Raw genomic sequence first — 22,543 nt, forward strand, 5'->3', positions numbered from 1 at the left:
AGCTGGGTATCTTACAACCCGCGCCCGAGGCCGTCACCGCCGCTCCTAAAGAGCGAGTACGCAGACAAATACAATCTAGAGTGTATCCACGCACCGACGCCAGTGGGCAGGACTATTCCAAGAACGGAAGCAGAAGAGCTGCTTAGCTCTCGCTACAGTGCGTCCTCGCCTCGACTGGGCTGCCCAATTACGCCTGTCGAACCCTTAGCTGCTGCATAGGTCCGCCGCAAGTCCAGTCGGCTTGTTTGAGCGTATAATGATCACCGATTAATGGCGTGAATGCCCTAGGCAACGCTCGCCCTACCAAAGTCAGGATCAGGATAGTGCGCGTACTGATTATCGGCGCCAGCAAGGGCATCGGGCTGGAGACGACCCGCCAGGCGCTTGAGGCGGGCCACTTTGTGCGCGCCTTTGCGCGATCTGCCGCCGAGATCAGCCTTACAAATCCGAAGCTGGAGAAGGTTTGTGGCGACGCGTTGAAAACCCAAGATGTGGACGCCGCCATGATCGGCGTGGACGTCGTGATACAGACCCTTGGCGTCGAGGTAGGGGACTTGTTCCGGCCCGTACACCTGTTCTCAGACGCAACCCGGGTGATGATCGCTGCAATGGGGGCTCAAGGCGTCAAACGTCTGATTTGTGTGACTGGTTTTGGAGCTGGCGATAGCCGCGCGAGTATCAGCTTACTGCAGCTCCTGCCGTTCCAAGTTGTCTTCGGCCGCGCTTATGCTGATAAGAGTCTCCAGGAGCGCTTGATCAAGGAAAGCGGGCTCGATTGGACGATCGCGCGGCCCGGGGTTCTGACGGGCGGACCGCGGACGGGAGGCTACAAGATTCTTGCCGAGGCCTCGCAGTGGCGGAATGGGATTATCTCGCGCTCAGACGTGGCCGAATTCCTTGTTCGACAAATCGAGGATCGTACTTACGTTCATGAAGCTCTTGTGCTGGTGAATTGACGGACCGATATCCAGGAGATCGGCGTGGAGTCAGAGCTTTCGAGATCGGCTGTATATTTTGATGGATCATGTCCGCTGTGTCGGGCGGAGATCGAATATTATCGCGGCAAAGATCATGCGAGCGCGCTCTGTTTCATAGACGTCTCGCAAATGGGCGCTGTCTTGCCCGATGGCGTCACTCAACGGTGCGCGATGGAACGATTCCATGTCCGTGCGAGAAATGGGCAGATTTTATCCGGAGCGGCCGCCTTCGTGGAGGTGTGGGCTAGATTGCCAGGATGGCGCTGGGCGGAGCGCGCCGCGGCGCTGCCCGGAGCAATGACGACGCTGGAGTTCGGATACCGGTTGTTTCTTCCCGTCCGGCCGTTTATTTCCCGGCTCTTTGGTAAAATTGAGCGACTCCGCGCCCGTGCTGACCGGACAAAGCGCGGGTGACCGGACAGTTAAAATCGTCGAGTGATCCGACTTCAATCGTTGACTTGGAATCATTTCCGAAGGCCAGCGTGGCGCTCGTTTTCGGCTCCAGCGGCGGCATCGGAGGCGCTTTGGTCGAAGCCATAGGCGCCGCCAACAGGTTCGAGCATGCGGTCTCGTTCAGTCGCAACACTTCGCCGTCAATCGACCTTCTGGACGAATCCAGTCTGGAGCGCGCCGCGACGTTCGCTGCCGCAAAGGGTGAGCTCCGTCTCGTGATCGATGCGACGGGATTTCTTCACGATGAACGCCAAGAGCCGGAGAAGGGCTGGCGGCAACTCGATGCGGCCAAACTGGCGCGTTCGTTCGCGCTGAACGCCATTGGACCGGCACTGATCATGAAGCATGTGCTTCCCCTGTTGCCTCGATCGGGCAAGGTCTATTCATGCACCAACGCTGCGCCGATCGCCTCCGCCGCGTCGCGCATGCGGTTGAGAGCGTTCAATCTTGCGGGGACATGTGGGGAGTGGTTTCGACGCCGCCCTCCTCGACTTCGTTGAGAATGAAAGACGCCATATCGCCATGGAAGACGACATTTTCTTTCCTGCCGCGGTCAAGGCGTTGAAGCGAGAGGATTGGGAACAGATCGCCCGCGATATGAATGATGGGAAAAATCCGCTCTTGAGCGCGGCCGTCGAAGATGGTTTCAAAACCGTGCGCAGGCATATTTTTCAGTTGGAAGAGGAGGCTGAGGCGGTACGGGGCTGATATGGCGTACGGTTAAGCTCGTTCTGCCGACGAGGTGAAAAAGAGATCTCGAATATTGCGACTCTCGTTGCTTATTTTCCAAGACCCCATCCTGACAACCGGGTTCGCATTATCAGCCCTGGCGAGCTGCCCGCGCAAATTCCTGATCCACGCGCTTAGCAGGCGCGTAAAACGAGTTTTTCCGTCCCAGAGTACACCTTCATGCGCGTCCTACTCACTGGCGGCGCCGGACTGATCGGCAACGCTCTTGGCCAGCGGCTTGTGAGCGAAGGGCACCAGGTGCGCGTGCTGACGCGCAGCCCTTCCGACGCGCGCGCGCGCCTCTCCTTTCCTTGCGAACTCGCCGTCTGGGGAGAAACCACCGACCCGCCAGCCGCCATTTTCGAAGACATCGACGCCGTGGCGCATCTCGCTGGCGCGTCTATCGCGGACGGACGCTGGACCGAATCGCGCAAACAAGAGCTCGTCGCCTCCCGCGCCGCCACCGCACGGAGCCTGGCTCGCGCGGCCGCGGGGCGTCGCGTGAGTGTTTTCGTCTCTGCCTCCGGCATTGGATACTATGGCGACCGCGGAACCGAGGAGTTAACCGAAGCCTCGGCGCCGGGCGGCGACTTTCTCGCACGATTATGCGGCGACTGGGAGCGCGCCGCCGAGGCCTTTCCGGCCCATCGCATCGCACGCCTGAGGTTTGGGGTTGTGCTGAGTCCGACCGGTGGGTTTTTGCGTCGGATTGCCCCGATGATGCTGCGTTTTGGCGCGAGTCAGCTCGGCGGAGGCGGGCAATATCTGAGCTGGATCCACGTCGACGACGCAGCCAACGCGATCCTTTACGCTCTTGAGCGGCCGGAGGCGCGCGGCGCCTATAACGTCACGGCGCCTCAGCCTGTAACCAATGCGGCGATGACGGCGGCGCTTTCTGACATCTTTGGCGGGCGACACATGCCTGCCGCGCCAGCGCTAGCGCTCAGAGCGCTTTACGGCGAACTCGCCGATCTCTTGCTTGGCTCTCAGCGAGGACTTCCGGCGCGGCTGCTTGCGGAAGGCTTCACTTTCGCCCACCCGGAGTTCGCGGCGGCGGCGCGCGCCGTTTATCTTGGTCTGGGCCCCGGGGAGATGCAGGTCTATCGCGAACAGTGGCTGCCGCATGCGCCGGATGCTCTCTGGGCGTTTTTCACGTCGGAGCAAAACCTTGAGAAAATCACGCCGCCATTCCTGAACTTTCACGTCGTCGGAAAAAGCACACCGCAGATCGAGCGCGGAACCACCATCGACTACAGGCTTAAGCTGCATGGGTTGCCGATCCGATGGCGCAGCCGTATCGCCGAGTGGTGTCCCGATCGCGAATTCGTTGACGAGCAGGTCCGCGGTCCCTACGCGCGCTGGCGCCATCGCCACGCTTTCGAGCCGCTCGCGGGGGGAAGATTGGCGCGTGACACCGTGGAATTCGCCTTGCCGTTTGGATTCGCGGGCCGGGCTGCGGGTTTAGGCTTCGTGCTCTCTGACGTCGACAAGATATTCGCCTATCGGGCGAAAACATTCTCCGCGCTTTATCCCGGCGGCTGAGAATTCGGACGTGTGCCGATCGTTGGGAGCATCATGCCTGCCAATTGAAACGAACGGATCCTGTTTGCCCCACATGTGGAAAGGATTAAGCGTCGCATCACCGGACCACGGTTTTCCTGGTTCAGATGCCGCAATCTGTTCCTGTTTTTGCAAGGTCACCGTGGTGCACCATTGCACCTCGCCGATCATCACGAGGTTGTTTTGGGGATCAAAACCTGGCCCATTCCACTCCGCTCCGCCGATCGATCCGGGGCAAAAATGGACCGACTGGCCAGCGGCAAATTCCGCATCGGCATTCTCGACCTTCGTCATGGGCTCTCTAAAAAGCAATTCGTTATTTGATAAGTCATAGGCGTAGAGGTGGCCGTCTTTCGGGGCGACGAGCATGACATTTTTGCCAGCAGCCGTTTCAGCCAGCACCGGCGCGCTTGAAACGTCCCAGTCATGCCAGTCTTTGGGAACGAGCTTGTAATGGGTCTTGTAATTTCCGGTCCTGGCGTCCAAAACGATGACCGATCCAGTATAGAGATTGCCGCCTTTGCGCATTCCAGGCGCAAAGTCAGGGGCGGGATTACCGCCCGGAACGTAGAGCAGGCCACTGACGGGATCGAGCGTATAGGACGTCCACGTCGCGCCGCCTGTTATGGGCGAGCCGGCCGGCGTGTCCCAGGAGGCATCGTCGAGCGGCGACTTGCCCTCTGGCGCCCGTTTGATATCGTCAGGGCTCCGCGGGACGAGATAAAACTCCCAGACAATTCTTCCGGTCTGCGCGTCAAGCGCGTACATGCGACCCTTGACGCCCTTGATGTCGCCGCCTGCATTGCCGATAAAGACGAGATCGTTCCAGGCGATCGGCGCGGCGGGAGCGCTTTCGCCCTTCTTGGAATCGGCTATGACCGTTTCCCAGAGCCGTTTGCCGGTATTGAAATCATAGGCGAGAACGCGTCCGTCCTGCGTGCCGCGGAAGAGCCTGCCGTCTAGATATGCGGCGCCGCGGCTAACGCCTTGCGGCGTCGCAGGCTGATAGTCTTCGTGCGTTCGCCAATTCTGGCTGCAATCATTCGGATTAATAGAAAAGATATCGTATTCGGTCGTAAAAATCAGAGCGGCGCCGACCTTCAGCAAGCCGCTGTTAAAACCGGTGTACTGTCCGGTGTCATAGGTGCACAGAACCTTCAGATCTCCGACGTTGGCTGCCGTAATCTGCACCAAAGAGGAAAAGCGATTTGATGTCAGCGTTTTGTTGTAGCTCGGCCAATCGCCCTGTTCCGAATCGGGAGCGCTGACCCGCGCTGATGAGTTTTGTCGAGCAGGCATTGGCTGCTTGGATGCCGCCGCGACCTCTGTGATGATCGTGCCCGCCGGCGCGCCCATGTAACGAAAATAATTGATGCCGAGCGAGACAATCTTAACGGAATCGTCCCAGTTCGAGAAGATTATTCCCGCGGCAAGGGCTCCCAGAACAAAGACGCCGCCCGAGAGAAACTTCATTGTCCTGCCCATTTCGGCTCCATCGAAAAAAATACGGCTCCTCAAACGACCAAGATCGGTTGTATTCTTGTCCTGAGATAGTCGGACGCAATGATTTTCAAACACCTTATCCGAAAATCAGATCGGGCATCATATGCGAGAGCGGTAAAAACTCAGGGGTTTTATGCGGCTCTGAGCAAAGGCGGGGTTGGCTGAAAGATCGGATGGACGGGGGGTACAGGGAGATCGGACTTCTCCCGTAAGCGGTGTCGTAGATTGACGTTCGCCATCGCCGATCTGACCTGCAGCATGAGATGGGCGCCCGATGGAGACCAGCGCATTTGCTGGTTTTGGACTATCCTTTTCGCAACCAAGGAATTGACTGGGGATTCTGCCAGGCTAGTCGAAACGCGGCGCCCCACTCGAGATCTGGCGCCATAATCGACAAGCGCGGTCCGATTGGAGCGAATGTAGGTCAGAAGTTGCTGACCAAGGCTGTTGAGCCGGGCGGCGGAAAAATCGTCCGCCGTCCCAGCTCGTTCATATCAGCCACAATCTTTTCAAGCGCGCAAATCGCGCGCCCCCTGCCCATGCCAGAGCTTCCATTTCAACGCCGTGACTTCATCGTCGATCACCGCGACGATCCCACAAAGGATCGGTCGAGGGCGGACAATATGGTCTCGGTCACACGGCCTTTGGAATAGGGCTCGGTTGTAAGCCAAAACTTCTCTGAAGCCGCCTCTCTGAAAAACGGCCTTATCGGACGGACGTGAAGCGATGTTGCCGTACCCCACGTGTATGCCTCAACCGGATCGAAGCCCCAGGGCGCGCTTCAATCGGCGCAACTTTTCCCGGGGGATATGCCGGGCTAGACGGCTTTGGAGATTCATCTTCGTCCGCATCCGCCTAACCAATATTTCCGCCCGGACGCCCATTACATAAATCCTTCCCCAAAGGGTCAATGCGCGATATGCGTTGACCAACTCGGCGAAGCGATTGGACCACTGATCCTTATACGCTTCGTCGCCGACGCGAAAATCATATTGCAGACCAGCTTCGCACGCCTTTTCGAGGCGATCCTCGAGCAGTAGCCGACTAGGCGAATACTGAGACCAAGCAGGATCGTAGGCGGCGATGAACGCTTCGACCCGGCTGCGATCGATGGTGCTGAGTTGCGCTGCTATGAGTTTTCCCTCCACTTTAAGGGTATGGATCTCCACATGGCCCGCTCCGGTCGGTCGGCAGAGCATGCCGGTGAGGAAAGCCTTGTATTCAGGTTTGTCCAGCCAGTCGTTGTTCTCCGACATACGCCTAACCCAATCCAGCTTCTGCTGGATCATCCAAGCCAGAATGACGGCAGCTTCGTCTTGGTCAGATATGGTCTCGATGGCGAACTTTCCCTGCTCGGCAAGACGACGGCGCTGGCGTCCGCTGTCTGAGCGCAATTTCCGGCTTAGCGTTTGATAATAGGCCTTCCAGTCGCCAGGCTTGTCCCACGCGACGAATGGCGCGGGATAAGCGGCGGAACGCGCGGAGGCCGCCTGATGACTGTCGCGCTCCAGAACATGCGCCAAAGTCGAGTCGGTTCGGAGTTGCGGCAACAAGACAACGTCAGCCTGTATGCGCGCTTTTAAATAGTCCCAGCCAGCCGCGACCAATTGGTCTTCGCGATCGCCGCCAGGGTCAGCCAGGGGCGCTGTGTATTCAGTGGTTTCCGAGCCAAGCGGTTGAGCAATCCGCCACGGACCAAAACGCCCGATCACGAACGGCCAGACCAGCACCAGCTTGCCGCCTGAATATCCGACAAGACATGCCAATTTGCGCTGCCGCGAGCGCGCCACCGTCTCCCAGCCGCATGAGCACCAGTCGAAGGTCTGCGACAGGTAGCACTGAGGGGCGGCTGCCGCCAGAGTGTCCCAATCGCTCCGTAAGGCTTCGAAGCGTGCGGGATCAGAGATTATCCTCATTTCAACGCTCGATTGGGACGACGGGTCACCCTTTTCGGCATTCGCCGTTGATTCCGGACTTGATTCCGGACTCCTCGGCGAAGGCGGACTTAACTCTTGTCGCAGTGCGGTCTGGCTTGCGCTGGGTAAGAAAGGCGGGGGATTGGGTTGGCGGCTTGGCCTCGGGAAAAAGAGTTGCGCCGGCGTTTTGGTTTCAGAACCTTCGGACACCGGCTTCGGAGCAGCCGCAATGGAAGCGGCTTGAGTTGAGGCATTTGGAGGGGCGGATGTCATGAGTCCTACGAGCCTCCTTGGGTCAAGGGATTGGCGGTGGTCTGGTCGAATGTCACGCTGACGCGACGGGTCAGCCAAACACAAATTGCGGTGTTGAGCATCGTTGCGATCACCGCGCCTGGAGCGCCGCCGAACCATGCCCCCGCCGGAATGATCATGAGCGCAAGAACGCCCCGCAGCAGCGAAATTCTATTGGTTATCGCTATCGCGCCGGCTGCGCGCAGGGCGACGTCATAAACAGTGAGGAGGTAGCGCAGCGGTACGCTCAACAGCAGCAATGGCGCTAAGACCATAAATTTCCACGAGTGGTAAACGAACAGGCCGAGCGGAACGGTTAGCGCCGCTGCGGCTGCGCCGAAATAGGCGCCAAGGCGCGGCATAATCCGAAGCAGCTCCGCCACGGTCTTCTGCCTGTCGGAAACGATGACCGGATACTTCGACTGTACTTTCGACCATCCGGGCGTATCGCTAACGGTCAGCATTTGCCGACAAAGTCCAAAAACGCCGAGATCGGCGCGGCTCATGAGAAAGGAGACGATCAGGATCGTCAGCTGGTCGGAACCGAGGTTCAAAATATCCGCGGTCAGGAAATGTGCGCCGGTCCGGACGTGACCCCAAAAGAAGCTCAGGGTGATCCGTGAGCGCTGGAGGCAGAGAAAAGCGGTCAATGTCCCGGCGAAGCGAAAGCCCGCAAGGATCAGTGCGAACGCAAGGTAAGACGATCCAAATATCGCGGCTGCAATCAGGCCTATGAAATTGCCAAGTGGAGGGATAATAGATCGCCAAGCTCGGCCGTGAAGGACCTGTAGAGCGTTGACGATGTTGGTCTGGGCGAAAAAGCATCCTCCGAGCGATAAAGATGCGATAACGGCCGCTTCCTCGAAGGTGCGGCCGGCCACGACACCGAGCAGAATTGCGACAGGAAGACCGAGAGGGATCACCACCAAGGCGGCAGTGAAACCGAGAGCATTCCTCACCGGCTCAGGGACGTCAATCCGCGGAAAAACATAGATCAAACCAAATGTGCCGAGGACAGTGATCACGACCGTGGCGATCGTGGCGACAGCGAGAGTGCCGGCTGCGGCGATCCCAAATTGACGTACGATCAGCACCGAGAGCACAAAGCCGTTTAGGTTCTGAAGCACCCGCCCTATGAGTACGAGTCCGGCCTCCCGGCCATAATGGGTCATAATCCGTTGAGCGGTCCCGTGCGCCAGGGACAAAAGGCGTCGAGCCAACTCTAGGAATGCTGATCCTTTGGGCAGAATAAAGCGATGATCCCACATATTCATAGGCTAACTATAATTAAAAACGTATTTTATAAATCGATAGTAATTGATTGTCAAAAAGTGGCGGCTTCGAAAGAGTTCATCGATGGAGAACGCCGCGCGAAAGTAGCCTGACGACACAACCCTCGCCGTAGCGGTGGGCAAGATGAATGCGGAATCTGCAAACGGCCGCTGCGGGCTCAATCTGGCGACAAGCGACTTTGTTGGCACGAAATCCCGTCATCATGATGAGACGCCGGCGAGCGGTTCTGGTGTCGGCCATATCCGCTTTTTGCCGGGCCACTAACGTGTTACAGTAACGCATGGTATTCTTAGAACGGGGTCCGCGCCCATATCAAAAGGGTGCGCGTGCAAGGCCTGCGTCCTATTCTATTATGGGTGCCTGACGTTCGCGCGCCCGGGTTCCCCGAAGAGTGCCGCCGGCAGTCGCGCCTCGTTGCGGAAAGCCCCGGCGACAAGGAGGGCCAGGACTTTATCGACGCGACCTATGAATGGCCGGAGTTTTGAAGCGCGGCGAGATCTGGACGCGACTTCGCCGGGAAACCGCGCCCCGTCGCTATTATTCAAAACGACCAATTCAGCGAGACAAGTTCGTAGCCTACTTGCCCGCTATCGACGGTCATCGTCGACGCTCCGCTTCTTCGTGGACGTCGCGCCGTCAGAAGATAACGGCCTTCGAGCGCCTTGCTTCCTGATGGGCGACAAAATCAGCACGGTTCCGAAAAGCAATATCGGCTCTCGCTGGGGAAAACTTGATTCGCAGCATGGGTTGGAACACTGTCCGAGGCCTTCCAAATGATCTGTTTCGTTCATCCTCTGCAACGCAATCATCAGCTATGTCAGTCTCCCTAATCGCGCACTGACCTGTTCCATAATCTTGATTATGCGAAATTGATAAAAAGAAATGAAAACAATAGGTTATATGGTTTTCGCTCATGACGAATCGCCGACGGCCCGTCAAAAGTCGCGCGTGAGGAGTAACGACTCCATGGGGTTGATCAGCAAACGTCAGAGGACACAATTTCCGTTCGGACATCGACAACGGCTCCCCGGAAGTTTCACAGTTACCACGCCGCCTTGCAGGCAGATCTTGAAGGGGGAGTACTGACTGTGTCGCCGTCTCGACTTATCGCTGCATCTTGGGCACGAGCTTATCTCCGCCCGATTAGCCCGGCCCTGCTCTAAATCCCAATCTGATTTAAATTTGGATGCACGTGGAAATTGAGGTCACACACAAGATCATGCGACGCAGCATGCAAAGTGAGGACGACCTGGTTAACTTGACGACGCCCCCTGATCCTCAAATACCAGCGGCCGCAGAGAGTTAATGATCTCGCGACCGGGAATGGCCGCCCTTAAACAGTCATTCATTCTCAGTATCCGCCGCGATCTCAATGAGACCTGGCGGCGAAAATGCCAGGTTTCAGCCGTTTACAACAGAACCGATGGGCTCAGGCGTTTTCCGAAGCCGCGTTCTTGGCGGCCCATTCCTCGCGCGTGATCCAGGCTTCAAGAATTTTGACGTGGTCGGCCTCTTCCTTGACGAATTCCTTGGCCATCTCGGCGATCTCGGGCGATTTCGTCGTGGCGACCACCGCGCGATAAAACTCATAGCCGCGCGTCTCGCCCTGAAGCGCCGCCTTCAGCCCATCGAGTCGAGAGAGCGTCGGATCGGCGGCCCAGATTTCCGTGCGTTCCGGCGTCGCGTGATTGGGCCATACGTAATCCGGGGGAATAACCTTCGAGAGGTCAATGTCGCCGGCGCGGGCCTTTGCTTCCTTCAAATGCAGCCGTGAGAAGCTGGCGAGCTGACGGAACAAGCGCGCGACTTCCTGATTGCCGCAGGCCTCCATCGCGGCCCCAAGCTCATCGAAATGAATCGCGGCGTCCTCCTCCACCTTCACGGCGTAGCCGAGGAATTCGTCGAGGGACGTGATCTCCAGACCGCCGGTGAAGCGTTTCGCGGCGTGGGTGATGTGCGGCCCCTGCGGCGGCAGCGTTTGGTCGCCTTCAAAACTTACGATGATGTCTTCGTTGCGGACAAAACATTGACAGGCGAGCCGGTAACGCGGCGGCATGTCGTTCACTTCGGCATTTTCGATTTCGGCCTTTGTGATCGTGCCAAGTTGCCGAAGCAGTTCTTTTTCCCGGTCCGTTAACGCGATCCCGTATTTTACGCGGGGGCTGACGTGCTTCACCTCCACCAGACAGGAGCCGCATTCGCCGTCCTGGCAGTCGAATGGAATGGGAATCTTATGCGCTTTGGCGACGGACAAAATCGTTCCGCGATCTCCTGCGATCGCGTAGACCGTGACGTCCCGCGCGAGCACCGGGGATGAGAAAGTGCAAGGCAAGCGAATCAATAGTACACGCGGAAGCCCTTGGGAAATTCAACCAGCTCGTTGAGATTCGTCGGGCGCGACTAGCTAATGTCACCACCGGCCTACCCTCCGTTTTGTGGTGGGTCGTCGCCTTTGGAGCTCTGATGAACATCGTTTTGATCTGGATGCAGGACATGGAAATCCACGTGCATCTGATTCTCGGCGCAGTGCTCGCGTCAATTCTGGGGTCCGTGATTTTTCTGACTGCGGAACTCGATAATCCATTTCGCGGTGAAGTCAGCGTCGGCCCAGACGCGATTACCTTGGTCTATGAAACGCTAATGAAGCCGGATAACACTTCAATCTCTGTGGAAGGCGCGCGGCTCGATGCGCGAGCAATTAATGGGCGAGGGGAAGCGCCCTCTTTCAATGGCGCTAACGAGACTCAGCGAAACAAGTCGCCTCCGACAAGGGGCCACAAGCGTGACTAGGGGCTCTTGTGGCCAGAAAGAGGTCCTACTACTTGGCAGGTTTTGTTCCGTCGGTTCCCAATTTGCAGTATGCGCCATCACCAGCGGGAAAATTCGCGGTTTCCTCCGCGCAAAGCTTCGTATCCGGAGATTACGTCGAACAATTCATCGTCGATGGCGTTCTGGCGCAGGCGATGGAAGGTCGCGCTAAGCTCCTCCAGCACTTTGTCGATGTTCTTCTCCGCGCGTTGCATAGCCGCCAGGCGGCTGGCGTTTTCACTGGCCAGGGATTCCATGCAGGCTCTAAAGAGCGATACGAAAAGATATTCGCTCAGGAGCGCCCGGAGCGTCGCTTCGCCGCCCTCGATGACTTGCGGCAGATTGCCAGTTGGCCAAGGCATTTCAATTAGGGCGCGGCGCCAGCGATCGTCGAGGGGAAGAAGGCGCCGGCTGACTGGCTCATAAGCAGCGCTGGACTTACGGCGATTGTAGAAGAGGTAGACTTGGCCAGTCTTGCCGTGTTCGCGATGCGCATCAATCTCGAGGAGGATGCGCCCAACCAGGCCCGTTACGGCGACTACAGAATTCGGTGCGGGGAGCAGTCCTGACGATGGCAGGCCGGAATCTGCCAGGAGCGTTTCGATGCGCTCGCCGACCGCCCAGACGCGTTTCTTGCCTGGCAGAGCCGCCAAAGTGGTTGCGGCGCTGTCCGCCAACACGTCGTTGAACCGGCCAACAAGTCCTTGGTCTGAACCGAAGACGTAGGCGCTGATCGGTCCCGTCGACGCCCGTTCCTCGACGAGTGTTTCGGACCGGGTTTGACGGAAATACGCGACGAAGCCTAACTGCACCGTCCGGAAATAATCGTCCAAAGCATGCGTCGCTCTTTCGTACTGTCCTATGCTGGAGGCGGCGAGGGCCTTCATCGTGCGAACCACGGCTTCCAGCTCTGCGGCGCCGTCAATCTTTCGACGCAATCCTTCTAGAGTTTCGCTCATGACTTACCCTGGACTGGCTTGATCTCAAACGGTGTGAGTGTTTTACGCGCGATGCGCAAAATCGTCGCGCGATCCGGCTCGCTCATATCCTCCTTCGAAACCAGACGCTTCTGAAGCTCGGCAGGCATCCCCGCGGCGCGGAGCCTCTCTTCTGCGTCTCGCATTTTATCGAGCGGCACGCCGTCGAAGAGGCCAGCGGTCAAAGCGAGCAGCACCGCAATCTGGTCAGGAGCGGAGACGGGCGCACCTGCTGCCTGCATGAGGCACGCCCGGATGCGCTGCCCGTGATTAAAGATCTTGCGGGTCTCCTCGTCGAGGCGGGTGCCGAAACGGGCAAAACTTTCCAATTCCTCGAATTGGGCAAAGGCGAGCTTGAGATCTCCGGTAACCGCGCGGTACGCCACAAGCTGAGCCTTGCCGCCGACTCGCGAAACGGATTTGCCGACGTCGACCGCCGGGAGAACGCCTAATTCGAACAACGTTGGCGAAAGGTAGATCTGTCCGTCCGTGATCGAAATCAAATTGGTTGGAATATAGGCCGCAATGTTCTGCGCCTCTGTCTCTATAATAGGCAGCGCGGTTAGGGAGCCCCCGCCAAGTTCTTTTCGCAGGTGCGTCGCACGTTCTAGAAGCCGTGAATGGATGTAAAAAATATCGCCTGGAAAAGCCTCGCGTCCAGGCGGCCGGCGCAGCAAGAGCGACAGTTCGCGATAGGCCCGTGCGTGATGCGTGAGGTCGTCGTACACGATGAGGACGTCTCGTCCCGCCTCCATGAAATGCTCGGCGATGCTGGTTGCGGCATAAGGGGCGATGTAGGTGAGGCCTGGCGCGTCGTCGCCTTCCGTCACGACGACTATGGTATATTCTAGCGCGCCATTTTCGCGGAGATTGGAGACTGTTTTGGCCACGGCTGAGGCGCGCTGGCCAATGGCGCAATAGATACACAGCACGTTCTTGCCACGCTGGTTTAGAATTGCGTCGATTGCGACTGCGGTTTTGCCGGTCTGCCGATCGCCGAGGATCAGCTCCCGCTGCCCGCGACCGATAGGAATAAGCGCGTCGATCACTTTGACGCCAGTCTGCAACGGCACGGTAACGGGACTGCGATCCATGATCGCCGCCGCCCGGCGTTCAATAGGCAGGCGTTGGTGAGAGGCGACTGGTCCTTTGCCATCAAGCGGCGCGCCCAAGGGGTCGATGACGCGCCCGATAAGTCCCTCGCCAACAGGGACGTCCATGACGCGGCTGGTCCGCTCGACCTCATCTCCTGCATGGAGATGGGAGCATTCTCCGAGGATCACGACGCCAATTTCATTGTCATCAACATTGAACGCGATGCCAAAGACATTCCCCGGAAAGATTACCAATTCCTCGAAGCCGATGTTAGGCAATCCAGTTACTTTGGCGACGCCCGTGGCGACGGAGCTGATTACGCCGATCTCGTGCGGCGTCAGATGCGGCGTGAAAGCTTTCCGCCCCCGGCTGATTTTTTCAAAAGCGCCGTCGAAGACGCTCCCCAAGCTGCTATCCGGCATGTCGGCTGGCCCTGCCATCGGGTTTAGGCTGCTGCAGGATAGAGCCGACGCTTTTTTCAAAGGACGCGAGATAATCAGCGATGCTCCATGCTAGTTTGAATCCGTTGAAAGTGAGTTCGATGCCGCTAATAAGGTCCGGCGCGACTACGAAACGGCATTGTGTCGCGGCGCCGATCGTCTCCTTGACAGCAGCCTCGATTAAAGCCCGCTGTGTTGGCGGCAGAACATAGACGCTGCGAATGAGGGCATCGCGCGAGTCTCCCGCCGGACTCAGCGCAGCCTTTTCGGCTTCGCTTAGGGCATGGAGCCGGCTGACAAAGACGTCGGCCATCCGTTCCTCAAGGCTGGTCGCGGCGAGATCCTCCAGCGTCTTGCGCGCAATCGCGAAAACTTCCTGCTGCGTTTTTGCGACGAGGGCCTGAGTGAGGGTCAGATGTTCATTTTGCAGGGAGTCGAGAAGTTTGGCCCGCATTTCGTCGGACTCGGTTCGCGCCTGGTTGAGGAGGCGCTTGCCTTCGCTCTCGGCTTCCGCCGCAGCTTTATCCATAAGGCGGGCGTGGTCTTTGTCCAAAGCGTCGTTCTTGCGACGGAACTCTTCGCGCTCTTGTTGAGCTTCGGCCTTTTGCGTGGCGGCGTCGGCAAGTTCACCTGCAATGCGTTTCTCTCGCTCGTCGATCGCGCGGAGGATCGGCTTATAGAGGAAGCGCTTCAGCAACCACACCAGGATAAGGAAATTGAGCGCCTGCGCGCCGACGGTGAACCAGTCGATCAGCACGGTTCACTTCCCCGCGGCTTCGATGACATGATTCCAGAAAGGATTGGCGAAGATAAGGATCATCGAGACGACGAAACAATAGATAGCGGTGGATTCAATCATCGCTAGTCCAACGAATAAGGTTCGGGTGATCGTGACGGCGGCGTCGGGCTGTTGCGCCAGCGAACTCAACGCCGCCGCGACCGAGCGTCCCTCGCCCAGCGCCGGCCCGATAACCCCGAAGGCGATCGTGAAGCCGGCGGTGACGATGGAGGCGACCGCGATGAGGGTCATGCTGTCCATTATTTATCCTTCACTCTTTGCTGGCTTGCGTGGCGGCGGCGATATAGACCGTGGCAAGAATGCTGAAGATATAAGCTTGAACCATGCCGGTCAGCAAACCCAGAGCGCTCATGACAATCGGGAACAAGAGCGGCGTGATGGTGAGCAGAATACCGATGATCATCGCCCCGCTCATCATGTTGCCGAAGAGGCGGACCGCCAGCGCCAGTGTGCGCGAGAGTTCGCTGATAATGTTGAAGGGCAGCATGATGGCGCTTGGCTTGAGGTAAGAAGTGAGATAGTTCCCAAGACCTTGCGCCGCGATCCCATAGATTGGCACGGCGACGAACACCGAGAGTGCGAGCGCAGCTGTGGTGGAAAGAGAAGCTGTCGGGGGTTCATAGCCGGGAATGATGGCGCAGAGATTGGCTGCGGCAATGAACAGGAAGAGCGTGCCGAGAAAGCCGAGATATTTCTCCGGCTGACGGAGGCCAACTTCCGTGATCTGCTGCTGGATGCCTGTCACAAGAATCTCAAGCGCGGACTGCCAGCGCGAAATCGCGATATCGCTACGGAGCTTTCGAGTTACGAGCATTGAACCTATGGTTAGCGCTAACATTAGCGCCCAAGTCGTGACGATGGTCTCGTTGAGAGTAACGAAACCGTGCCGCCAGAACACCAACTGATCGGGACTAAGGCGCATGGCGGACCTTGCTTTCTAATCCGTGGGCCTTGTCCTGGGGCGTTCGAATGACGCGCATGACGATGATGCGCGCGGCGAAGAATCCGGCAAGGGCGGCCAGCAACCTCTTCCATTGCCCGCCGGAGGCGAAATAAAATCCAGTCATGGCGAGGCTCGTCCGCAACAGAAGGCTGCCGAGAAACCATAGGGCAGGGGTTGGCGATGAAACCCCCTTCAGGACGGTCCACCACAGGCCGCCGAAATAGCCGGCGCCGAGCGCCACGCCGGCGCCAGCCGCTATGCTCAAAGGCAGAATCTCACTCATTGTTCTCGCCCATTTTTCCCTCCTTATCGCTTTCGCAGGGCTCCACATCTTCACGGGGCTTCGCGTGGATTTCCCGGTCTTGCCGGGCCACCCAGCGCCACGCCGTCCAACAACCCACAACCAGCCCAGCCATGAGTAGCGCCAATGTCCAGGAGCGGCTTCCCGGATAATGCCGGTCGAGCCAGAGGCCGATCCCGGCGCCAAGCAGCGTCGGGACGGCTACGGCCCAGCCTATGAGTCCCGACATTCCAAAGCCGAACCAGATGCTTCTTGAGATTTCACGTTTCGCCTCGAGCTTGCGGTCCGCTTTGGCGCCGATCTGCCGGCTGAAATGCTCGTTCCGTTCATTCATGTTGAAAACTGCTAAAGCGGCGAACGAACCCGCTCTCAAGCTTCGCCAGCACCGAGCGAATGTTTTGCTCCCGTTCACTGATGTTCAAGAACTCGCGCTCCACCGCCGCGCGCAACTGGCTGAGATCCTTTCCGCTGATCGCATTGCGGACTGAAACGAGGACCTGCGTTCCCGTCTTGATCAGAATGCCTTGATCAACCGCCAGATAGACATCTCCATCGACCACGGTCGCGTAGGTCAGAATCCCCGGAGCCAAGGCCGCGACACAGTCGAGTCGGTGGGGTAGCAGGCCGAAGGAGCCTTCGCGCGTCTCGGCGACCATGCGGGTCACACCGGTCACTTCGGCAAAAACTTGGAACGGCAGCAGAACCTTAAGGCGGATGAGCGCGGTCTCCATGGCGGACCTCCTGTTTGATCCTGGCTTCGCCTGCGTCAACGGGACCTTTCAGATCCGCTGGAGCAATCGCGCCGGCCTTCGCCTTTGCTTGCGCCTCACCGACTGGCCCGATCATATAAAATGCGCTTTCCGGCGTATCTTTGAACTCGTCACGCAAAATACGCTCACAGCCGTCAAGCGCGTCCTCAAGGCTCACGAACTTCCCAGTCAACCCGCTAAACTGCTCGGTCGTAAAGAACGGCTGTGTAAGAAAACGCTCCAGCCGCCGGGCGCGCCCCACCAAGGTGCGATCTTCGTAAGACAATTGCTCCAATCCGAGCATGGCGATAATATCCTTTAGTTCCTCATATTTCGCGAGCGTCCGCCTGATATTTTGCGCAAGGAGGTAATGCCGTTCGCCAACGATGCCCGCGGTCGCCGTTTTCGAACTGGATTGCAATACATCGACGGCCGGGAATAATCCCTCGCTGGCCCGTTTCCGAGAAAGCACAATGGAGGCGGAGAGGTGAGAGAAGATATGCACCGCCGCCGGATCGGTCAGATCGTCCGCCGGCACATAGATCGCTTGAATTGAGGTGATCGCGCCGGTGTCGGTATTAGCGATACGCTCTTCAAGACCCGCCAATTCGGTGGACAGGGTCGGCTGATAGCCAAGGCGCGATGGCATCTGCCCCATGAGGCCTGAGACTTCCATCCCGGCTTGGATGAATCGGAAGATATTATCGATGAGCAGCAGCACGTCTCGATGTTCATCGTCCCGAAAATATTCAGCCATAGTGAGCGCAGCGTGGCCGACGCGGAAGCGGCTCCCTGGCGGCTCATTCATCTGACCAAAAATCATCACCATGTTGGGCAGCACGCCCGCCGCCTTCATGTCGCGGTATAACTCTTCACCCTCACGACAACGTTCGCCAATGCCGCAAAAAATACTTACACCGGCCTGCTGCTTGATCATGTTGTGGATCATCTCGGTCAACAGGACTGTTTTGCCGACGCCGGCGCCGCCGAAAAGACCGGCGCTTGCGCCGCGTTCAAGCGGCGCCAGCACATCGATGATCTTGATGCCCGTTTCGAACATCTCAGACTTGGTAGAACGTCTGGCCAGAGGCGGCGGCGCGCCATGAACCGAGCGCCATTGAATATCGTTTGGAGCCCCCTGACGGTCAATCGCGTTCCCGAAAACGTCGAACATACGCGAGAGAATCTGCTTGCCGACCGGCGCCTTCAGCGGTCCGCCAGTGTCCTCCACCACCATCCCGCGCGCCAATCCTTGCGTCGGCGTGAGCGCAATGCCGCGAACGCGGTTCGAAGTAAGCTGGGCAAGTACCTCAATGGAAATTTGGTGTTCATTTCCTGTGCGCAAAAGCGAATAAATAGGGGGCAAACGGTCTTTGAACTCGATATCGACAACGCTGCCGCGAACTGAGACAACGATACCGAGGTTTAAAGAGGTCTTTCGCAACGCCAAGCTTGAGCCTTCTGGTCCGATTGGTTTATGGAGAAATGAATACAACGGTGGAACGTGCGCAGATGTTAATCGATGATCCCTCTTTTTGCACCCGACCTCGATGCCTCCTTTTGCAATTGCATTACGGGCATGAGAAAGCGACAACCGTTGCAAGTAAGGTCTAGCTAGACTGGGCCGCAAAAACCCAAAGTCGGTGCGGGATCTGTTGGGCCATCAAACCCTGCAGCGCGGTCGATGTGAGCGGGCAGGGGCCGATCGCGTCGCAATTTTTTGGGAATCGATCAAAATCCGCGGCCGGCGGTTTCACCGTTTTCCGAGACCCGGCGAAATCCTGGACGTCGATGCCGGCTGGGCTTGCGATGTTCCGAGGAGGCGCGGGCGCGTTTGATCTTTGGAGAAGATTTCGACACCCCCAAACTTCCGCGGCAATGACTGAATATTCGGAGTACGATTCGAGGCCCGCCCCAGCTTGATCTGCACCGACGGCTATCCGCTCGACCGGACGAAAATCACGCCTTCAACGAATTTTGCAAGAGGCTCAAATGACAGATTGGGATGCCGATCAATACTTGAAGTTCGAACTAGAGCGCACGCGGCCGACAATCGATCTCCTCACTCGTTTACCTTACGAGATCCCCCGGACTTCTGTCGACCTCGGGTGTGGACCGGGCAACAGCACTGAACTACTCTTCAAGCGCTTTCCAAAGACAAATATTACAGGGGTCGATCGATCGCCAAACATGCTGGCCGCAGCCAAGATCCGACTGCCGCAAGTTACCTTCGAACGAATCGATCTAAACCATTGGCAGCCTAGAACATCTTACGATCTCATTCTTTCCAGCGCAAGTCTGCAATGGTTGCCTGATCACGGATCGCTTTTCCCGAGGCTGGTGGCGCTTCTCAACGTTGGCGGCTGCCTTTGCGTCCAGATGCCGGACACTCTTCAGGAGCCTATACGAGCGCTCATGCGCATGGTCGCCGTTGAGGGACCATGGAAGACAAAGCTAATGCCGGTGGCCACGTCCCGACCAAGAATAGGCTCGATCAAAGATTATTATGGCGTGCTTGCAACCTCGTGCAATTCTATAGATATGTGGCACACGACTTACTTTCATCCGCTCGATAATGCTTCCAAAATAGTGGAATGGATGAAGGGCTCTGGCCTCAGACCATTTCTCGCTCCGCTTGATCAAGGGGAACGTCACAAATTTCTCGAAGAATACGAAGCTCGAATCAAAACGGCTTATCTACCCCAGACTAACGGCAAGGTTCTTCTTCCTTTTCCAACGCTGTGTATCGTCGCCCGACGAAGCATCTAAACCCCAATGATGAGTCCGTAATTCAATACCGCCGGCATTGGGAGGCTTGACGATCCTAAAACACATGAAAACGCCTCGTGGTCGCCTTTCAGCCCATAATCGCGTTATTGAAGCTGTGATTAGAGGAGCCGTTTTACTGCATTTCGGGCTTCCTGCTGATCGTCTTGAAGAAATCGGGAGCAACGATAAAGTCTGCGGTGAGAGGGGATAGAAAGCAACAAGCAGTCAGTCGCCACGCCGAACTGGTCCAAGGCCTGGCGCCATAGTGACCTGCCATTCAGGCACTCTTCGGAAAGAAGCCTAATATTCGCAGCAGAAGCGGCATTGTCAGCCCCTCTACCAATACTGAGAACGAAACGACGCCAAAGGCAGCGATGACAATGTCATTGCGCCAAGGCAGTGATAGGGGACGTGCGAGCGCCAATCCAAGGGAAAGTGCGCCGCGCAATCCTCCCCACCAAAGAATGTGTTGATCTCGATAAGGAATTGCCCATCGCGTTCGTCTGAACATGAGGCAAAGCGGATAAACTGTGAACGCTCGCCTAACAAGTACCAGCATGACGATGATGAGGATTGATGGCAGGCCAAGTCCATCAAGACGGATACCGGCCACGGTCAGGCCGATCAGGAGGAATATTAGCGAATTGGCGATAAAGGTCGCGAACTCCCAAAAGGCCATGACAAAATCACGCCCGTGCGAGGACAGCAGACCGTGTTCCCTCTCACGAAGAACTCCAAGGTTTCCCATCAGGAATCCGGCTGAAACAGTCGCCAGCACCCCGGACAGACCAAAATGGTCCGCCAGCAAAAACGAGCCGTATGCAGCTACCACGGTCAAGGGGGTTTCAACCAGATGGTCCAATGTTCGGCCAGCCACGCCAATGGCCGCGCCGCCGCAGGCGAGACCCATCAAAATGCCGCCGCCTGTGTTAAAGATAAGCGACTTCCCAACCTGCAACGGCGTTGCCCCTTCGCCGGTCGCCTGCGCCCAGTCGAGAACGAGCGTGAACAGCACTGCTGCGACGCCGTCGTTAAGGAGGGTTTCGCTCTCGACCAGAAGGCGCAAACGACCCTTGATGCCGGTATCCTTGAACATGGCAATAACGGCAATCGGATCGGTGGCCGCGATCAGGACGCCAAAGACGAGAGCAGAAGAAAAAGGCCACGCTAAAACGTTTGCAATTCCCGCCGCCACGACCGGGCCGAAATGACCACTCCAAGTATTGCGAGCGTCAGCACTGGCAAAGCATCGCGCCGCAGTTCTGTCCAGTAATATTGAAGGACGCCTCAAACAGCAAAGACGGAAGGATTGCGTCAAAAATAATGTCGTGCGTAAGCACGAATCCTGTGTCTATGCGGGCAACGGCTATTCCTATACCTGCTCCGACGAGACCGACCGTGTAAGGAAGGTGAATTCGCCTGGCGATGATCGCGGTCGAGATCGCTATGACGCGCAAACCGACGGTGTGGGAGAGGATAATATCCATTATGTCTCGGTTAGCGCAGTATCGGAATATCGCTCCCCCATGCTGCCGGAATATGCCAGTAGAGCGTCGCCGGCCACAAGCCGAGACGGTGCGGGATCCAACCGACGAGGGGCGCCGGCACAAGAGGGTTTCGTAGACGCGTGACGGGCATACTGGACAAGGAGAGCTGGGGATCGCTCGAATCATAATGATCGAGTACAAAACACGTATAACTCTTAAAACCGCATTGAAAGAAAATTTTGCGCTGCATTAAACACTTTGGTTTCATCACCAATCCCTACATTTCTGTTGCGCCGTCAAGCGCCATGACACCGCGTCCCTTTTGCGGTCAGTGCGCGAATGTATTCGTTGGCCGGGCCGACGGGGTTCGCCTGACGCCTCGATCAGGCTGTAGAGCGGCGCCGCATCGCTTTGGCGCGCCGCACCGGCGCCTGAGACCCGCCTCGACAAAGGCCTCCGCCTCTTCCCGTGAGAGAAAATCTTAACGCAAGTTGCGGGCGGATCGGCCGATTTCGCTCGAAGGTGACTCGGGCGGGCCAAAGCCCAAACAGATCGCGGCCCATGCAGCAAGCCAGAACCGATGCGGAACGCGAAACGTCATTGAGGCAATGCGGGAGGCCGGGCGCGCCACGCCTTTTGGCAGTCCCCGCGTTCGGGGTAGACGATACAAGGGCCTGCGGTGATCCACCCGCATTGAAGGGGCTGGAGCGCTTTGACACCTCAGGACGCCTTTAATTCGGGCTAGGCCTGGATTGACTAGATTTTGAGCCATTCGGATTGAGTTGCGGCGCCACTTGCCCATAATTGAGTCCAGCCACGAGAGCGACGCCACCCACGACATTGCCGAGCAAAGTGGGCAGAAAAAAGCGATATGCGTAATCAAACCAAGATGCTTCCCCAATAGCGACGGCGTAAAAGGCGTCGACAGATCCTGCGATGAGATGAGAAAATCTCCCGATCGCCACAACATAGGTGATGGCGATGATGATCAAGGGCCGCGCCGATCCGACAGCGGGGAGAATCCAGACCATTAATCCGATAAGCCAGCCGGCGAAAATTGCTCTGACAAAGGTCGGTCCAAAGCCGCCATGAAAGATGCGAACGCTTATTTCAGCAAGAGCGTGCTGTTGATTGGGTTCGAAAGGCGAGGCCGTCGCCAGGACCCAGGCAATAGCCCCGGTCGCCAAGATATTGGCGAGCAAAACGAAAGACCAGAGCCTTACGACCTTCGCAAATGTTCCTCGATCTCGATTATGAAGAAGCGGAAGTATCGGCGTGGAGTGCTCCCCGTTTCACCCGACACGCTGGCTGTCCGGCGTCAGCGCCCATGAGACAAATCGGGGTATTTTCTGAAGGGAGATTTCTGGTTCATCTTAGCCCATTCAGGAGCGCAGATGAGACAGAAATCCGTGCCGGCGAAAGCCCCGGCAGAACAGCTTGTGAAAGATATTCG

Annotated in this window: 24 protein-coding genes; 8 read left to right on the plus strand and 16 right to left on the minus strand. The window is 57.6% G+C overall.

The features are described from left to right. Positions 1-323: 323 nt before the first annotated feature. The 5 genes from BM177_RS17815 (at position 324) to BM177_RS17835 (ending at position 3,701) form a co-directional block, all read left to right on the plus strand. A complete protein-coding gene (locus tag BM177_RS17815) occupies positions 324-956 on the plus strand; it encodes an NAD(P)-dependent oxidoreductase (protein WP_091686394.1) in 633 nt (210 codons plus the stop codon). Positions 957-980: 24 nt separating this feature from the next. Further along, entirely contained in the window at positions 981-1,391 is a 411-nt protein-coding gene (locus BM177_RS17820) for a thiol-disulfide oxidoreductase DCC family protein (protein ID WP_091686365.1), read from the plus strand. A 68-nt stretch (positions 1,392-1,459) separates the two neighbouring features. Further along, positions 1,460-1,930 (plus strand): Rossmann-fold NAD(P)-binding domain-containing protein, encoded by a 471-nt coding sequence (locus BM177_RS17825; protein ID WP_139223727.1) that lies wholly within the window; start codon positions 1,460-1,462, stop codon positions 1,928-1,930. Between the two features lie 22 nt (positions 1,931-1,952). After that, complete coding sequence (locus BM177_RS17830) at positions 1,953-2,138, plus strand: hypothetical protein (protein ID WP_091686368.1); 186 nt, start codon at positions 1,953-1,955, stop codon at positions 2,136-2,138. A gap of 201 nt (positions 2,139-2,339) precedes the next feature. Beyond that, positions 2,340-3,701, plus strand: coding sequence for a TIGR01777 family oxidoreductase (locus BM177_RS17835; RefSeq protein WP_091686370.1), 1,362 nt, complete (start codon positions 2,340-2,342; stop codon positions 3,699-3,701). Here BM177_RS17835 and BM177_RS17840 read toward each other — a convergent pair. The 3 genes from BM177_RS17840 to BM177_RS20240 all read right to left on the minus strand — a co-directional run bounded on the left by BM177_RS17840 (position 3,621) and on the right by BM177_RS20240 (position 8,601). Further along, entirely contained in the window at positions 3,621-5,204 is a 1,584-nt protein-coding gene (locus BM177_RS17840; protein WP_091686371.1) for an outer membrane protein assembly factor BamB family protein, read from the minus strand. The two genes, BM177_RS17835 and BM177_RS17840, sit on opposite strands and share 81 nt — an antisense overlap. A gap of 770 nt (positions 5,205-5,974) precedes the next feature. Next, a complete protein-coding gene (locus tag BM177_RS17850) occupies positions 5,975-7,138 on the minus strand; it encodes a GNAT family N-acetyltransferase (protein WP_175492693.1) in 1,164 nt (387 codons plus the stop codon). Between the two features lie 278 nt (positions 7,139-7,416). Next, the gene (locus BM177_RS20240) at positions 7,417-8,601 is read right to left on the minus strand and encodes a lipopolysaccharide biosynthesis protein (RefSeq protein WP_175492694.1); all 1,185 of its coding nucleotides are present in this window, start codon (positions 8,599-8,601) and stop codon (positions 7,417-7,419) included. Positions 8,602-9,033: 432 nt separating this feature from the next. Between BM177_RS20240 and BM177_RS17855 the strand changes: the two genes are divergently transcribed. Then, a complete protein-coding gene (locus BM177_RS17855; protein ID WP_091686376.1) occupies positions 9,034-9,207 on the plus strand; it encodes an antitoxin MazE family protein in 174 nt (57 codons plus the stop codon). A gap of 944 nt (positions 9,208-10,151) precedes the next feature. Here the strand turns inward: BM177_RS17855 and BM177_RS17860 are convergent. Continuing rightward, complete coding sequence (locus BM177_RS17860; RefSeq protein ID WP_091686397.1) at positions 10,152-11,054, minus strand: ferritin family protein; 903 nt, start codon at positions 11,052-11,054, stop codon at positions 10,152-10,154. Between BM177_RS17860 and BM177_RS17865 the strand changes: the two genes are divergently transcribed. Further along, positions 11,036-11,512, plus strand: a complete 477-nt coding sequence (locus tag BM177_RS17865) for a bestrophin-like domain (protein ID WP_091686399.1) — start codon at positions 11,036-11,038, stop codon at positions 11,510-11,512. The genes BM177_RS17860 and BM177_RS17865 overlap by 19 nt on opposite strands. Positions 11,513-11,589: 77 nt before the next feature. Here the strand turns inward: BM177_RS17865 and BM177_RS17870 are convergent, their stop codons facing one another. Genes BM177_RS17870 through atpD form a run of 9 tightly spaced genes read right to left on the minus strand, consistent with a single transcriptional unit; the run spans position 11,590 to position 18,284 of the window. Continuing rightward, complete coding sequence (locus BM177_RS17870; RefSeq protein ID WP_091686378.1) at positions 11,590-12,489, minus strand: F0F1 ATP synthase subunit gamma; 900 nt, start codon at positions 12,487-12,489, stop codon at positions 11,590-11,592. Beyond that, a complete protein-coding gene (locus BM177_RS17875; RefSeq protein WP_210185937.1) occupies positions 12,486-14,084 on the minus strand; it encodes an alternate F1F0 ATPase, F1 subunit alpha in 1,599 nt (532 codons plus the stop codon). Before BM177_RS17875 ends, BM177_RS17870 begins: the two co-directional genes overlap by 4 nt. Then, on the minus strand, positions 14,014-14,799 hold the full coding sequence (locus tag BM177_RS17880) for a F0F1 ATP synthase subunit B family protein (RefSeq protein WP_091686381.1): 786 nt from the start codon (positions 14,797-14,799) through the stop codon (positions 14,014-14,016). Before BM177_RS17880 ends, BM177_RS17875 begins: the two co-directional genes overlap by 71 nt. A 3-nt stretch (positions 14,800-14,802) precedes the next feature. Next, positions 14,803-15,072: a F0F1 ATP synthase subunit C gene (locus tag BM177_RS17885; protein WP_210185939.1), complete on the minus strand. Its 270-nt coding sequence runs from the start codon at positions 15,070-15,072 to the stop codon at positions 14,803-14,805. Positions 15,073-15,091: 19 nt separating this feature from the next. Then, positions 15,092-15,763, minus strand: coding sequence for a F0F1 ATP synthase subunit A (locus BM177_RS17890; RefSeq protein WP_091686384.1), 672 nt, complete (start codon positions 15,761-15,763; stop codon positions 15,092-15,094). Further along, positions 15,753-16,067 (minus strand): ATP synthase subunit I, encoded by a 315-nt coding sequence (locus BM177_RS17895; protein WP_091686385.1) that lies wholly within the window; start codon positions 16,065-16,067, stop codon positions 15,753-15,755. The genes BM177_RS17890 and BM177_RS17895 overlap by 11 nt, the downstream gene beginning before the upstream one ends. Next, a complete protein-coding gene (locus tag BM177_RS17900; protein ID WP_091686387.1) occupies positions 16,060-16,419 on the minus strand; it encodes an AtpZ/AtpI family protein in 360 nt (119 codons plus the stop codon). The genes BM177_RS17895 and BM177_RS17900 overlap by 8 nt, the downstream gene beginning before the upstream one ends. After that, positions 16,412-16,816: a F0F1 ATP synthase subunit epsilon gene (locus tag BM177_RS17905; protein ID WP_091686388.1), complete on the minus strand. Its 405-nt coding sequence runs from the start codon at positions 16,814-16,816 to the stop codon at positions 16,412-16,414. Before BM177_RS17905 ends, BM177_RS17900 begins: the two co-directional genes overlap by 8 nt. Then, on the minus strand, positions 16,791-18,284 hold the full coding sequence (atpD, locus tag BM177_RS17910) for a F0F1 ATP synthase subunit beta (RefSeq protein ID WP_175492695.1): 1,494 nt from the start codon (positions 18,282-18,284) through the stop codon (positions 16,791-16,793). The genes BM177_RS17905 and atpD overlap by 26 nt, the downstream gene beginning before the upstream one ends. A gap of 542 nt (positions 18,285-18,826) precedes the next feature. Here atpD and tam point away from each other — a divergent pair. Continuing rightward, entirely contained in the window at positions 18,827-19,603 is a 777-nt protein-coding gene (gene tam / locus BM177_RS17915; RefSeq protein WP_091686390.1) for a trans-aconitate 2-methyltransferase, read from the plus strand. Positions 19,604-19,880: 277 nt separating this feature from the next. On the opposite strand, the gene BM177_RS17920 is transcribed toward tam, so the two are convergent. The 3 genes from BM177_RS17920 to BM177_RS17925 form a co-directional block, all read right to left on the minus strand. Next, positions 19,881-20,798 (minus strand): cation:proton antiporter, encoded by a 918-nt coding sequence (locus BM177_RS17920; protein WP_244532425.1) that lies wholly within the window; start codon positions 20,796-20,798, stop codon positions 19,881-19,883. A 37-nt stretch (positions 20,799-20,835) separates the two neighbouring features. After that, the gene (locus tag BM177_RS20810; protein WP_244532426.1) at positions 20,836-21,090 is read right to left on the minus strand and encodes a hypothetical protein; all 255 of its coding nucleotides are present in this window, start codon (positions 21,088-21,090) and stop codon (positions 20,836-20,838) included. A 731-nt stretch (positions 21,091-21,821) separates the two neighbouring features. Further along, positions 21,822-22,361 (minus strand): formate/nitrite transporter family protein, encoded by a 540-nt coding sequence (locus tag BM177_RS17925; protein WP_091686392.1) that lies wholly within the window; start codon positions 22,359-22,361, stop codon positions 21,822-21,824. Positions 22,362-22,543: the final 182 nt, after the last annotated feature.

It is taken from the genome of Methylocapsa palsarum, from assembly GCF_900114285.1.
GTDB lineage: Bacteria > Pseudomonadota > Alphaproteobacteria > Rhizobiales > Beijerinckiaceae > Methylocapsa > Methylocapsa palsarum.

What these genes read in the sequence shown, in the direction of transcription:
- tam (WP_091686390.1), top strand. Translation starts at nt 18,827, where the DNA reads ATGACAGATTGGGATGCCGATCAATACTTGAAGTTCGAACTAGAGCGC.
- BM177_RS17885 (WP_210185939.1), bottom strand. Translation starts at nt 15,072, where the DNA reads ATGACCCTCATCGCGGTCGCCTCCATCGTCACCGCCGGCTTCACGATC.
- BM177_RS17865 (WP_091686399.1), top strand. Translation starts at nt 11,036, where the DNA reads ATGAGAAAGTGCAAGGCAAGCGAATCAATAGTACACGCGGAAGCCCTT.
- BM177_RS17890 (WP_091686384.1), bottom strand. Translation starts at nt 15,763, where the DNA reads ATGCGCCTTAGTCCCGATCAGTTGGTGTTCTGGCGGCACGGTTTCGTT.
- BM177_RS17835 (WP_091686370.1), top strand. Translation starts at nt 2,340, where the DNA reads ATGCGCGTCCTACTCACTGGCGGCGCCGGACTGATCGGCAACGCTCTT.
- BM177_RS17895 (WP_091686385.1), bottom strand. Translation starts at nt 16,067, where the DNA reads ATGAGTGAGATTCTGCCTTTGAGCATAGCGGCTGGCGCCGGCGTGGCG.
- BM177_RS17870 (WP_091686378.1), bottom strand. Translation starts at nt 12,489, where the DNA reads ATGAGCGAAACTCTAGAAGGATTGCGTCGAAAGATTGACGGCGCCGCA.
- BM177_RS17900 (WP_091686387.1), bottom strand. Translation starts at nt 16,419, where the DNA reads ATGAATGAACGGAACGAGCATTTCAGCCGGCAGATCGGCGCCAAAGCG.
- BM177_RS17905 (WP_091686388.1), bottom strand. Translation starts at nt 16,816, where the DNA reads ATGGAGACCGCGCTCATCCGCCTTAAGGTTCTGCTGCCGTTCCAAGTT.
- BM177_RS20810 (WP_244532426.1), bottom strand. Translation starts at nt 21,090, where the DNA reads ATGGATATTATCCTCTCCCACACCGTCGGTTTGCGCGTCATAGCGATC.
- BM177_RS17850 (WP_175492693.1), bottom strand. Translation starts at nt 7,138, where the DNA reads ATGAGGATAATCTCTGATCCCGCACGCTTCGAAGCCTTACGGAGCGAT.
- BM177_RS20240 (WP_175492694.1), bottom strand. Translation starts at nt 8,601, where the DNA reads ATGACCCATTATGGCCGGGAGGCCGGACTCGTACTCATAGGGCGGGTG.
- BM177_RS17830 (WP_091686368.1), top strand. Translation starts at nt 1,953, where the DNA reads ATGGAAGACGACATTTTCTTTCCTGCCGCGGTCAAGGCGTTGAAGCGA.
- BM177_RS17840 (WP_091686371.1), bottom strand. Translation starts at nt 5,204, where the DNA reads ATGGGCAGGACAATGAAGTTTCTCTCGGGCGGCGTCTTTGTTCTGGGA.